Source organism: Rhizomicrobium palustre (genome assembly GCF_011761565.1).
Taxonomy (GTDB): Bacteria; Pseudomonadota; Alphaproteobacteria; order Micropepsales; family Micropepsaceae; genus Rhizomicrobium; species Rhizomicrobium palustre.
Window position 1 is genome coordinate 2,850,093 of record NZ_JAASRM010000001.1, and the last position, 13,431, is coordinate 2,863,523.

The 13,431-nt window shown below is 60.8% G+C and carries 7 protein-coding genes; 4 read left to right on the plus strand and 3 right to left on the minus strand.

Annotation, left to right across the window (positions count from 1 at the left end):
- Positions 1–2: 2 nt before the first annotated feature.
- Positions 3–788 carry a DODA-type extradiol aromatic ring-opening family dioxygenase gene (locus FHS83_RS12650; protein WP_167083310.1) on the plus strand — a complete coding sequence of 262 codons (786 nt, stop codon included), beginning with the start codon at positions 3–5 and terminating at the stop codon, positions 786–788.
- On the opposite strand, the gene FHS83_RS12655 is transcribed toward FHS83_RS12650, so the two are convergent.
- Positions 785–1,723, minus strand: a complete 939-nt coding sequence (locus FHS83_RS12655; protein WP_167083311.1) for a sugar kinase — start codon at positions 1,721–1,723, stop codon at positions 785–787. The two genes, FHS83_RS12650 and FHS83_RS12655, sit on opposite strands and share 4 nt — an antisense overlap.
- 411 nt (positions 1,724–2,134) lie before the next feature.
- Between FHS83_RS12655 and FHS83_RS12660 the strand changes: the two genes are divergently transcribed.
- The gene (locus FHS83_RS12660; RefSeq protein WP_167083312.1) at positions 2,135–6,367 is read left to right on the plus strand and encodes an autotransporter-associated beta strand repeat-containing protein; all 4,233 of its coding nucleotides are present in this window, start codon (positions 2,135–2,137) and stop codon (positions 6,365–6,367) included.
- 60 nt (positions 6,368–6,427) lie between these two features.
- On the opposite strand, the gene FHS83_RS12665 is transcribed toward FHS83_RS12660, so the two are convergent.
- Positions 6,428–6,604 (minus strand): CsbD family protein, encoded by a 177-nt coding sequence (locus FHS83_RS12665; protein ID WP_167083313.1) that lies wholly within the window; start codon positions 6,602–6,604, stop codon positions 6,428–6,430.
- A 246-nt stretch (positions 6,605–6,850) separates the two neighbouring features.
- On the opposite strand from FHS83_RS12665, the gene gltB reads away from it, so the two are divergent.
- Positions 6,851–11,476, plus strand: a complete 4,626-nt coding sequence (gene gltB / locus FHS83_RS12670) for a glutamate synthase large subunit (protein WP_167083314.1) — start codon at positions 6,851–6,853, stop codon at positions 11,474–11,476.
- Positions 11,477–11,479: 3 nt separating this feature from the next.
- Entirely contained in the window at positions 11,480–12,928 is a 1,449-nt protein-coding gene (locus FHS83_RS12675; protein WP_167083315.1) for a glutamate synthase subunit beta, read from the plus strand.
- A gap of 161 nt (positions 12,929–13,089) precedes the next feature.
- Here the strand turns inward: FHS83_RS12675 and FHS83_RS12680 are convergent, their stop codons facing one another.
- Positions 13,090–13,431, minus strand: a complete 342-nt coding sequence (locus FHS83_RS12680; RefSeq protein ID WP_167083316.1) for an HPF/RaiA family ribosome-associated protein — start codon at positions 13,429–13,431, stop codon at positions 13,090–13,092.

The window sequence follows — 13,431 nt, forward strand, 5'->3', positions numbered from 1 at the left end:
CCATGCGTCAGCCCAGCTTCTTCATTCCCCATGGCGGCGGACCGTGCTTCTTCATGCCCGATCCGCAGGGCATCTGGACCGGCATGGGCCAGTTCCTGGCGCGTTTGCCAGAGCTCTTGCCGGAACAGCCAAAAGCACTGCTCGTCGTTTCAGGGCATTGGGAGGCGGATGGTTTTGCGCTCACCTCCGGCGCGGCACCGGAGCTGATCTACGACTATTACGGTTTCCCGCGTCACACCTACGAGCTTACCTTTCCTGCGCCGGGTACTCCGGATTTGGCAGCGCAAGCTTCGGGCCTTCTGAAGAGCGCCGGATTTAGCTCAAGCCTCGATCCGCGGCGCGGCTTCGATCACGGCGTTTTCGTGCCGCTGAAAGTGGCGTTTCCCAAAGCGGAGATTCCCATCGTGCAGATGTCGCTCGATGCCGGTCTCGATCCCGCATTGCATATCAAAGCGGGGGAGGCGCTGAAACCGCTCCGGGATGAGGGTGTGGTGATCATCGGCTCGGGTATGAGCTTTCACAACATGCGCGGCTACGGCAATCCTAACTTCACCGCGCCGTCCAAGGCTTTCGATGAATGGCTGACCGCGGCTGTGACTTCGCCTGCAAAGGAGCGGGCCGCGGCTTTGACGGAATGGGCCAAAGCCCCCGCCGCGCGCGCCAGCCATCCGCGCGAGGAGCATCTTATCCCGCTGATGGTTGCAGCGGGCACCTCCGATGCGCCAGGCGAAAAGATCTACGGCGAGCTCGTCCTCGGCACGGCGATTTCGGCTTTCAAATTCGGCTAACCGAAGAAGAAGACCGGCATAACCTCTTTGGGAATAATCGCGCCCGGGTGCTGCACCACAATCGAGGCGATCTTGTTACCGGATCGTACCGCGACTTCGGGGTTTTGTCCCTGCAGGCGGGCAGCAAGGTATCCGGCGGCGAAGGAATCGCCCGCGCCTGTGGTGTCTACTACCTTTGGTACGCGGAAGGTCGGCACTTCAATCGGGCTCTGGCCTTTGACCCGCACCAAAGAGGGATCGGCGCCGCGCTTGATCACCACTTCTTCCGAGGAGAAGGCGAGGGCATGGTCCAGCGCCTCCTGCTCCGGCACGCGGTAGAGATTGACATTGTCGTCCAGCGTGATGAAGGCCATGTCGGCGTTGGCGCAAGCGCGTTCGAACCAATCCACCGTATGGGGTGAACCGCGCCATAAACGCGGGCGGTAGTTGTTATCGAAGCAGACCTTGCCGCCGCGCGCGCGCAGTTTTTCGACGAAATAGAGCAGGCGCTCACGGCCCGCCGCCGGCTGCACCGCAAGGCTGATGCCGCTGTAGTAAAAGACGTCGATCTCTTCCAGCCGGTCTTCCAAAAGGCTGGAGGGGCCGACGAAGAAATCCTTCGCCGCGCTCATATCGCGCCAATAATAGAAGGTGCGTTCGCCGTGCTCATCTACCTGGATGGTGTAAAGCCCCGGCATCTTGCCTTCGTCGCGCTTCACCATGGTGGTGTCGATGCCTTCGCTCGCCCAGGCTTCCACCATGGCGTCGGAATAGGCGTCGGTCCCAAGCTGGGTTGCATAGGCGACATGGACCCCAGCTTCCGCAGTGAGGCGAGCAAGGTAGACGGCAGTATTCAGCGTATCGCCGCCAAAATTCTGCTGCATGGTGCCGAAGAGCTCGCCGCGGAGCTCAATCATACATTCGCCGAAGAGGGCGATGCGGGAGGTTTTATCCATGTATCCTGCGGGAATGCATTCTGCCCTTGTGGTACACCGCGAGCGGGAAACGATCTAGGGGTTTTGACACCGGTTACCATGGCTCTGTCGCCGCAGGCGCCGTAGATGCTTCGCAATGGCACACAGTCAACCGCCCGCCAGGCATATAACCGGCTGATGAAACGGCTGTCAGAATGCCTGGTCCGGCTTGATAGAGGAGCCCAATCAGGTCACAACCTATCGCAGGGCTGGGAGAAAAGACTTTTGTTTACATCTCCCGCAAACACGAGAAATTTCAGGCACTAAGAATGCGCGCGTCGGGCGTGCCCGTAGCGACGACAAAATATTAAACTCGGTTCAGCAGTGGAGGGCGCAGTGCGTCTCGGCAGGTTTGCGTGTTCGAAAAATGATCGTCGTTCTTGGCAGCATGGTTTGCGGGGGTCCGTTTCGACGACCGCCATCCTGATTGGTGCGGCCTTGGCGGCGGGACCGGCGCTGGCCGATGTGGATGCGGGCAGCAGCGTGGCGATTTCGACTCTTACGGGCAGCAGCACCACATTGTCCGGCGGCACGCTCCAGATTGACGGCTCGAAATCCTATTCGCGGGATTTTACCTTCAAAGCCTCCACGTCCAGCACCATTGATCTGTTAGCGTCGACCTCTACCTTCACGGGCAAGCTCACCGGCTCGGGCAACATAACCATTGGGGACAGCAAGGGCGGCGGCATCCTTAGCCTGAACAATTCGAACAATGATTATACCGGCACGACCACGGTCAATTCCGGCTCGACCCTCGCCTTGGTCGCCACCGATCCCAGCTCGACGACCAACACGAATTCCGGCTCCATCGCACACTCCCAGAAGCTGACCAATAACGGCATCTTCGACATTTCAGGGACGGTCAGCGGCGCCACGGTCATCTCGCTGGAAGGCTCGGGCAATATTGTGCTCGGCAGCAAGATTTTGACCCTCAACAATTTCGATTCCACCAACTCGATCACCTACACCACCAACACCACCTATTCCGGCGTGATGTCGGGTACGGGCAGCTTGGTTCTGAGCGGCGGTGAGATCACCCTGACCGGAGTCAATACGCTTTCTGGCACGGTTACGGTGTCGAGCGGCACCTTGCATCTTGGCAACACGGGCTCGGTTTCGCAGGCCTCCTCGGTTTATGTCTACGGCACGTTGGATGTGGCAAATGCCAACAGCGCGGTGATCAAATCGCTTGCGGGCAGCGGCACGGTAAGCCTTGGCGCCAATAATCTTGTGCTCACCGCAGCGGGCAACACCTTCTCGGGCGTGATCTCGGGGACAGGCGGCGTTGTGCTCAACAGCGGCACGGAGCTCTTCACTGGCGACAACACCTTCACCGGTGGTGTCAAGATCAATGGTGGCGAGCTCCAAGTCAGCTCGACGGCCATCAATTACAATGTCGCCAACTCCGGCGCTTTCTCTTTCGCTACGGCCAGCACCATGGCGCTGAATGGCGTGATCTCGGGAACGGGCGCGGTCAATTCTATCGGCCTTGGCGTAACCACGATCACCTCGGCCCAGACCTATACTGGCGCCACCACGATCACGACGGGCACGGTCAAGCTCTCGGGCACCGGCAGCATCGCCAACTCCTCGGGCGTGGCAGTCAACGGCGCGTTCGATATCGCCGATACCACCAGCGGAGCGGCCATCCGTGGTCTTTCTGGGTCCGGCGCCGTGCGCCTCGGCACGCAGACCCTTACCATTACCGGAGCGGGCGGTGATTTCTCGGGCGCGATCGCGGGCACGGGTAACGTCGTTCTCACGGGCAGCGCGCAAACCCTCTCGGGTGCGAACACCTATACCGGCACCACCACGATCTCAAACGGCACGCTGTTTCTCGCCTCCGGTGCGAGCTTGCGCTCGGCGGTGATCAACAACAGCGTGCTTGATGTTTCGACCGGCATTTCCAACATCGCCTCGGCCAGCATCACTTCGCTGAGCGGAAATGGTTCGGTCGTTCTGGGCACGAACTCGCTGATCCTGACCAATGCGGCCGACAGCTTCGCGGGCGTGATCTCGGGCAAGGGCGGGCTTTCGATCAGCTCGGGCACGCAGATCCTCACGGGTAAGAACACCTATACCGGCACCACCACGGTTTCCGGCGGCACGCTGGTTCTCAGCGCGAGCGGCAGCCTGGCATCGACCAGCTCCCTGGCGATTTCCGGTACCTTCGATGCCTCCGCCGCGACCACCAATCAGACCTATGCATCCCTCTCTGGCACCGGCACGGTGGTGATGGGGGGTAATACCCTCACGCTGGCGAATGCGTCGGGCAGTTTCTCGGGCGCGATCACGGGGACGGGCGGGCTCGCCATCACCGGCGGCAAGCAGATCATCGCTGGCAGCAACAGCTATACGGGCGGCACGTCCATCGCCTCCGGCGCGACTCTGCAATTGGGCGGCGGCGCATCGGCGGGCGCGATCACCGGCAATGTCGCCAATAGCGGTACACTGGCCTTCAATCGTAATGACATTTCCACCTTCGCCGGCGTGATCTCGGGTTCGGGTGTGGTAGCGCAGGTCGGGACGGGCACGACCATTCTCACCGGCGCCAATACTTATACCGGCGGCACCACCATCACGACCGGCACCTTGCAGATCGGCGATGGGACCGCGACGGGCAGCATCATTGGGGATGTCGCCAACAAGGGCACGCTCGCCTTCAATCCCGCAGGGACCACGAGCTTTGCTGGTGTTGTTTCGGGCACGGGCGGTGTGAATTTTCTGGGCGGCACGACCATCCTCACCGCTGCCAACACCTATACCGGTACAAGTGTGATCTCGAAGGGCGCCACCCTCGGCTTGGCGGGCAGTGGTTCGATTGCAGCCTCGAGCGCTGTGCAGGCCGATGGCGTGTTCGATGTCTCTGCCGTGAGCCTTCCCACGGTCGCCTCCCTTGCGGGCAGCGGCTCGGTGGTGCTTGGCGGACAGACCCTGGCGCTTTCCAAGGCGTCCACAGCGTTTGCTGGGAATATCGCGGGCACCGGCGGGGTAACCCTGAATGCGGGTACGCAGACCCTTTCGGGCACCAACAGCTATACCGGCGCGACCACCATCAATGGCGGCACATTGAATGTCACCGGCTCCATCGCGACCTCCTCGGGCGTGACGGTCAACAGTGGTGGCACCTTGGCGGGCACGGGCACTGTGTCGGGCCTCATCGTGAATAGCGGCGGCGCTGTGAGCTCGGGCGCCACATCAGCGACCGGCACCCTAACGGTGAACGGCAATGCGGTTTTCGCCTCGGGCAGCACCTATAATGTGGCGGTTTCTTCCGCGGGCGCCAGCAAGCTCAAGGCCTCAGGGTCCGCATCCTTCAACGGTGCTGTGACGGTGACCTCCACCGATGGCACCTATCTCTTGGGCCAGACGGTCTCGGTGCTGCAGGCCTCAAGCCTATCGGGGAATTTCAGCAAAACCTCCTCGACCTTCACGGGCAGCAACGGCGCGGTCTTCACAGAGACCATCACGCCTTCGGCGAACAGCATCGACCTCCGTGTCGATCTGCAAAAACTCTCGCCGGTGCTGCCTGCCAGCGCGAACCGGAACCAGAAATCGGTCGTTGTGGGTGTGGATACCGCGATTGCCGCCGGAAACGCGATGCCGACCAAGATCGAGGCCCTCGGCAACGACAGTTCCAGCCAGCTTCTCTCCGATGCTTCCCAACTCACGGGCGAGATCGGTGCAACGGTGACCACCGCGGCGCATTCGCTCTTTGCGCCCTTTGTGGAGTCGATCTTCGCGCAGATTCAACCTGGCACTGCGCAGCAAGGTGGGGCAGGGGTGAGGGGCTGGGTTTCCGGCATCGCCAGCTCCGGCATCATCAATGGCGACACGACTGTGGGTTCGCACAAGCTGCGCAACGACGTTTATGGTCTCGTCATGGGGGCTACTTGGCAGCCTTACAGCAACATGTCGCTCGGCGTGGCGCTGTCGGCGGAATCTTCGGACTTCCACCTCAGCAACGACATCGGCAAAGGCAGTGCCAAGTCGATCCAGGCGGCGGCCTATGGTTATGCCAAGCTGAGCCCGCACATCTACAATGCCTTCGCGGCTGGCGCTTCCTTCGCGCAGATCAAGACCGACCGGATCGTGACCATTTCCGGCACGGATGAGCTGAGCGCGAAGGTCAACGCCATCTCCCTCGGCGGCCGCTACGAGGCGGGCATCGAGCTACCTTGGTTCACGCCCTATGCCGCAGTGGAAGAGCAGTTCATCATGCTGCCGTCCTATGACGAAGGCGGCGTGTCGAAGGACTACGCGCTCTCCTATGGTTCGCGGAACACCAACCTCGCGAGTGTCGAGGCGGGGCTGCGCCACAGCATGGATGTTGAGGTTACGCCGCGCTGGATGCTCACGCCGGATTTCATCCTGCGGATCACCGACCGCTTGGCTTATGTGCATGACTTCTCAGATCCCAACTCCTCCCAGGCAAATTTCCTGGGGCTCAAGGGCGGCGGTTTCGAGGTGAAATCGGCTCAGGCGGGCAAGGATGCGGTGCGCGCCAGCGCCGGAGCGGACTTCATATTCGATGGCGGTTTCAGCCTCACCACCCATATCGACACCGCCTTCTCAAAGAAGTCCGGTTCCTATACCGGTTTTGCGGGTGTGAATTACCGCTGGTAACGCCAGCACGAAAAAACGCGGCCCCTCGAAAGAGGGACCGCGTTCTTTTTTCAGTTCAGGCTAGTGCGTATCGCGAATGGCGTCTTTGGCGCCGCCCACCGCATTCTGCACTTTGCCCTTTACCTTATCGGCTTTGCCTTCGGCTTGAAGCTTGGCGTCTCCGGTGAGTTTGCCGGCCGCTTCCTTCAAGGAGCCCTTAGCCTGGTTCGCCGAGCCTTTGATCCGATCTTGATCCATTTAAACAACCTCTCGATTGTTGGTCTTGCTGGGATATAACGGGCGTCGCAGGGGGCTGGTTGCGCCCGCCAAATGGGAATTGCTGGGAAATGATCCCCAGATTTCTGGCTGACGGCGACAACGAAATTTCAAACTGCGTCACTTCTGCGCCATTACTGGAATTGCGATCAAGTTCTAGGCAGCTTATGTGTGCTTGTTACGTCGGGACCTCTCCCGATGTTTGGCATGGACGAAGGAACGTCGAGAATGGCACTCCCGCCGCAACAGGGCCTGTACGACCCGCAATATGAACATGACGCCTGCGGGGTGGGTTTCATCGCCAATATCAAGGGCGTGAAAACGCACGAAATCGTCCGCCAGGGTTTGCAGATCCTGGTTAATCTCGACCACCGCGGCGCGGTGGGGGCTGATCCCCTGGTCGGTGATGGCGCTGGCATCATGTTGCAGATCCCGGATGCCCTTCTTCGCGACTGGGCGGCGAACACGGGCGTGACCCTTCCGGCCGTCGGCCATTACGCCGTTGCGATGTGCTTCCTGCCCCGCGATGACGAGGCGCGCGCCATCATCAAAGGCCAGTTCGAGAACTTCCTGAAGAAGGAAGGGCAGGTGTTGCTCGGTTGGCGCGACGTGCCGACCGATCCCTCCATGCTGGGCCAGACCGTTCTGGAATCCATGCCGATGATCAAACAGGCGGTGATCGGCTGGGGCCCCAATATCCGCGATGAAGCCGCCTTCATGCGCAAGCTCCTCGCGGTGCGCAAACAGACCCAGAACCCGCTGGAAGCGCTTGCCAAGAAGCACAAGAACCCGGCGATCACCCATTATTATATGCCGAGCTTCTCGACCCGCACGATTGTCTATAAGGGCCTTCTGCTGGCAGGCGATGTCGGCCGCTTCTATCTCGATCTGCAGAACCCGCTGACGACGTCTGCGCTCGCGATGGTGCATCAGCGCTTCTCGACCAACACTTTCCCGTCCTGGAAGCTGGCACACCCGTTCCGCTTCATTGCCCATAACGGCGAGATCAACACGCTGCGCGGCAACGTCAACTGGATGAATGCCCGCCGTCGCACCATGGAGAGCGATCTTCTCGGCGCCGATCTCGACAAGATGTGGCCCTTGATCCCGCATGGCCAGTCCGACACCGCCAGCCTTGATAACGCGCTCGAACTGCTCCTCGCCGCAGGCTATCCGCTCGCGCAGGCGGTGATGATGCTGATCCCGGAAGCCTGGGCCGGCAACAAGCTGATGGATAAGGAGCGCAAGGCGTTTTACGAATATCACGCCGCGCTTTTGGAGCCCTGGGATGGTCCCGCCGCGATTGCCTTCACCGATGGCCGCCAGATCGGCGCCACGCTGGATCGCAACGGCCTTCGCCCCGCGCGTTATGTCCAAACCGATGACGATTATCTGATCTTGGCGTCGGAATCCGGCGTGCTGCCAATCCCGGAAGAGAAGATCGTGCGCAAATGGCGCTTGCAGCCCGGCAAGATGCTGCTGATCGATCTCGAACAGGGCCGCATCATCAAGGATAGCGAGATCAAGCATAAGCTCGCCTCGCAGAAGCCATACGAGGAATGGCTGAAAGCCGCGCAATTCCATCTTGAAGAAATGCCGGATGTGCCCTCCGATGGGCATCAGCCCCATTACAGCGGCACCGATCTTCTGGATCGCCAGCAGGCCTTCGGCTATTCGCAGGAAGACATCAAATTCTTCCTCCAGCCGATGGCGATTTCGGGCGAGGACCCGGTCGGCTCCATGGGCTGCGATACTCCGCTCGCCGTGCTCTCCAAGAAGCCGAAGCTGCTGTACGATTACTTCAAGCAGAACTTCGCCCAGGTGACGAACCCGCCGATCGATCCTATCCGCGAGCAGCTTGTCATGAGCCTTGTCTCGATGATCGGTCCGCGCCCGAATTTGCTCGGCCATGCCGCGGGCTCGCATAAGCGCCTGGAAGTGCATCAGCCCGTGCTCTCCAACAAAGAGCTGCAGAAAATCCGCGCCATCGAGGAATATGCCGACGCGGCCTTCCGTACCCAGACGATTGACTGCACTTGGCCCGCTTCGGAAGGTGCCAAGGGGCTTGAGCTCGCGCTGATGCGCATCTGCCTCGAAGCCACCGATGCGGTGCTGGCGGACTACAACATTCTCATCCTCTCGGATCGTGAGGTCTCGAAGGACCGCATCGCCATTCCGGCCGCGCTGGCGACGGCTGCGGTGCACCACCATCTCATCCGCCAGGGCCTGCGCATGCAGACCGGTCTTGTGGTGGAAACGGGTGAGGCGCGCGAGGTGCATCACTTCTGCGTTCTGGCTGGCTACGGCGCCGAAGCCATCAACCCCTATATGGCCTTCGAGACGCTGGAACAGATCCGCGTCGACGCCGGGCTCCAGTTGTCGGCCGAAGAGGTACGCAAGCATTACATCAAGGCTATCGACAAAGGGATTTTGAAGGTGATGTCCAAGATGGGCATCTCCACCTATCAATCCTATTGCGGCGCGCAGATTTTCGACGCCGTAGGCCTGTCCTCGGCCTTTGTCGAAAAATACTTCACCGGCACCGCCAGCCGCGTGGAAGGCATCGGTCTTCTCGATCTCGCCGAGGAATGTGTCGAGCGCCATGAAGCTGCTTTCGGCGACGAGCCGATCTATCGCGACGCGCTTGATGTCGGCGGGCATTATGCCTATCGCCTGCGGGGCGAGGATCACGCCTGGACGCCGACCACCATCTCCAAGCTGCAGCATGCCGTGCGCGGCAAAAGCTGGGAGGATTACAAATCCTTCGCCGCCGAGATCAACGAACAATCCGAGCGCGTGCTCGCGCTGCGCGGCTTGATGAAGTTCAAACAAGCCGAAAAGCCGCTGCCGCTTTCCGCCATTGAACCAGCGGAAGAGATCGTCAAGCGCTTCGCCACCGGCGCGATGAGCTTTGGCTCCATCAGCCGCGAGGCGCACACTACCATGGCGATTGCCATGAACCGCATCGGCGCGCGCTCCAATACGGGCGAGGGCGGTGAAGAGGCCGAACGCTTCAAGCCGCTGCCGAACGGTGACACCGCGCGCTCGCGCATCAAGCAGGTCGCCTCGGGCCGCTTCGGTGTGACCACCGAATATCTCGTCAATGCCGACGACATCCAGATCAAGATGGCCCAAGGCGCGAAGCCGGGCGAGGGCGGTCAGCTTCCGGGCAAGAAGGTCGATAAGGCGATCGCGAAAGTGCGCCATTCGACTCCGGGCGTCGGCCTCATCTCGCCGCCGCCGCATCACGACATTTATTCTATCGAGGATTTGGCGCAGCTCATCCGCGACCTTAAATCCGTCAACCAGCAAGCCCGCATCTCGGTGAAGCTGGTCTCCGAAGTGGGCGTTGGCACGGTGGCTGCGGGCGTTGCCAAATGCCGGGCCGATCACGTCACCATCTCGGGCTATGATGGCGGCACAGGCGCGTCTCCGCTCACCTCCACCACCCATGCCGGTTCGCCTTGGGAAATCGGCCTTGCCGAAACTCAGCAGACGCTGGTGCTGAATGGGCTGCGTGGCCGCATCGCGGTGCAATGCGATGGCGGTTTGCGCACGGGGCGTGACGTGGCGATTGCCGCGCTCCTCGGAGCCGATGAATTCGGCTTTGCCACCGCGCCGCTGATCACGCTTGGCTGCGTGATGATGCGCAAATGCCATCTCAATACCTGTCCGGTGGGCGTGGCGACGCAAAACCCCGTCCTGCGCGCGCGCTTCCAGGGCCAGCCGGAATATCTCATCAACTATCTCTTCTTCGTCGCCGAGGAGCTGCGCCAGATCATGGCCGAACTCGGCTTCAAGACGGTGGAAGAGATGATTGGCCGGTCTGACCGCCTCGATATGTCCGATGCCGTGCGCCATTGGAAAACCCAGGGCGTCGATTTGTCAAAGATCCTGTATCAGCCGCGTCCGAAACCGGGCGTCGCGACCTATCATTGCGAAAGTCAGAACCACGCGCTGGAAACCGCTATCGATCACGATCTGATCGCGGCGGCGAAAGAGGCGATCGAGGCCAAGAAGCCGGTCCGCATCGAACGCAGCGTGCGCAACGTGGATCGCACCGTCGGCGCCATGCTCTCGGGCGAAATCGCCAAGCGCTATGGTCATGAAGGTCTCGCCGAAGACACCATTTCGATTGCCTTCACCGGCACGGCGGGGCTTTCCTTCGGTGCCTTCCTCGCGCGCGGTGTCAGCCTCGATCTCGTCGGCGATGCCAATGACTATGTCGGCAAGGGTCTTTCGGGTGGCCGCATCGTGGTGCGCCAGCCCATCGGCATAGACCGCGATCCCACCATGAACATCATCGTCGGCAACACGGTGCTTTACGGCGCCATCGCGGGCGAGGCCTATTTCGAAGGCGTGGCGGGCGAGCGTTTCGCGGTGCGTAACTCCGGCGCGGTGGCAGTGGTGGAAGGCACGGGCGACCATGGCTGCGAATATATGACGGGTGGCGTGGTCGCGGTACTCGGCAAGACGGGCCGCAACTTCGCGGCGGGCATGTCCGGCGGCCTCGCATATGTCTACGATCCAGATGGGAGCTTCGATAAGCTCTGCAACCTCGATATGGTCGATCTAGAGAAGATCGCACCTGTTGCCGCGTCGGCAGACGAGGGCGCACCCCGCCAGAAATCGCTCAGCGTGTCGGATAACGGCATGGGCGATCCCCTGCGCTATGACGCCGAACGCCTGCGCATCCTGGTGGAGCGTCACTTCCTCTACACCAAGAGCGCGCGCGCCAAAGCTCTGCTCGACGATTGGAGCGAGGCGCTGAAGCATTTTGTCAAAGTCATGCCGCGCGAATACCGCCGGGCATTGATCGAACTTTCGGCTGAAAGCCGTCAGGCGGCGGAGTAAATCATGGGCAAGGCAACCGGTTTTCTCGAGATCGAGCGCAAGGATAGGGCTTACGAAAAGCCCGCCGAGCGCGTCACGCATTACCACGAGTTCGTCAAACCGCTGACCGGCACGGAGACCTCAACCCAGGCCTCGCGCTGCATGGATTGCGGCATTCCCTTCTGCCATCAGGGCTGTCCGGTGAACAACATCATCCCGGATTGGAACGACCTCGTTTATCACAACGAGTGGCAGAAGGCGCTTGGCGTTCTTCAGTCTACAAACAATTTCCCCGAATTCACCGGTCGCATCTGCCCCGCACCGTGCGAGCAGAGCTGCACCCTGAATATTCAGGATACGCCGGTCACCATCCGCTCCATCGAATGTGAAATCGTGGAGAAGGGCTGGGAAGAAGGCTGGATCGAACCGGTCATCACCGAACGCACGGGTAAGCGCGTCGCCGTGGTGGGTTCCGGCCCAGCCGGTCTTGCCGCTGCCCAGCAATTGGCGCGCGCGGGCCACGCCGTGACCGTGTTCGAGAAGAACGACCGTATCGGCGGGCTCTTGCGCTATGGCATTCCCGATTTCAAGCTCGAAAAGCATCGTATCGATCGCCGCTTGAAGCAGATGCAGGCCGAAGGCGTCGAATTCCGCACCAATGCGGAAGTCGGCATCACCATTCCGCTTTCAGCGCTGCTCGAAAACTTCCATGCGGTGGTGCTAGCGGGCGGTGCCGAAGCCCCGCGCGATCTTACGGTGGAAGGGCGCGAGCTTTCCGGCGTCTATTTCGCGATGGAATTCCTCACCCAGCAGAACAAGCGCAATGCGGGCGATGATGAGCATCGCGCCGCGCCTTCGGGCACGATCAATGCGAAGGACAAGAAAGTCATTGTGATCGGTGGCGGCGATACCGGTTCGGATTGCGTTGGCACCTCCAACCGCCAGGGCGCCACCTCGGTTACCCAGATCGAGATCATGCCCAAGCCGCCGGTGAAGGAAAACAAATCCGTCACTTGGCCTGATTGGCCGATCAAGCTGCGCGTCTCCTCCTCTCAGGAAGAAGGCTGCACCACCGAATGGGCCACCATGCCGAAACGCCTGGTGGGCGAGGGCGGCAAGGTGAAGGGGCTCGAATGTGTGCGCGTGGAATGGAAATCCGACGCGTCTGGCCGCAAAATGCCGGTGCCGGTGGAAGGCAGTGAGTTCACGCTCGAAGCCGATCTTGTGCTGCTTGCGATGGGCTTCACCGGTCCGCGTCGTTCCGGCCTGCTCGAACAAGCCAGTGTCGAGCTTGATCCGCGCGGCAATGTGAAAGCCAATGTGGAGGATTACAAAACCTCGACCCCGCGCGTCTTTGCCTGTGGCGACATGCGCCGCGGCCAATCGCTGGTGGTCTGGGCCATTCGCGAAGGCCGCCAAGCCGCCCGCGCCGTGGACGAATTCCTCATGGGCGAAAGCAAACTGCCGCGTTGATAACGCCCTGAAAGCTGGGCCGACCAACCCCATATCCCACCCGCTCTTAGTTGGCTGTGGTGGGATAGGGGAGCCCTGCTGAAAAGCCGGTCAGTCCCCGGATTCAGAACAAAAATAGAAATTCAAACCGAAGTGGGCTATTCGTTTTTCACGTCGGACGCTCACGGCGATGAACGTTGTTTCTGCTTGAACTGCTTTAGTTGGCTTTCGGTTTTGTGAAATGCGTGCTGAATGGCGGTGGCAAGGTCGTCTTGCGGATGGCCGTCATCGGCGCGATGGGAGTCATGGCTCGCCACGACTTCCCCATCCGGCACCATGACGGTGATATGCACTTCGGGAATATCGCTGTTATCGTGCTGATGATGCAGCATCGTCAGTGAAACGCGGATGGAGAGGATATGGGGATACATCTCCTCCAGCTTCGCCGCCTTTGAGCGGATCAACGCCTCATGCTCCGGATCGGGAGGAAGCTGCTGCCACGTGATTTCCAGATCGTTATCCAT

Bases quoted from the DNA above. Each gene is read 5' to 3' on its own strand.
- FHS83_RS12650 (WP_167083310.1), top strand. From the start codon at position 3: ATGCGTCAGCCCAGCTTCTTCATTCCCCATGGCGGCGGACCGTGCTTC.
- FHS83_RS12655 (WP_167083311.1), bottom strand. From the start codon at position 1,723: ATGGATAAAACCTCCCGCATCGCCCTCTTCGGCGAATGTATGATTGAG.
- FHS83_RS12665 (WP_167083313.1), bottom strand. From the start codon at position 6,604: ATGGATCAAGATCGGATCAAAGGCTCGGCGAACCAGGCTAAGGGCTCC.
- gltB (WP_167083314.1), top strand. From the start codon at position 6,851: ATGGCACTCCCGCCGCAACAGGGCCTGTACGACCCGCAATATGAACAT.
- FHS83_RS12675 (WP_167083315.1), top strand. From the start codon at position 11,480: ATGGGCAAGGCAACCGGTTTTCTCGAGATCGAGCGCAAGGATAGGGCT.
- FHS83_RS12680 (WP_167083316.1), bottom strand. From the start codon at position 13,431: ATGGATAACGATCTGGAAATCACGTGGCAGCAGCTTCCTCCCGATCCG.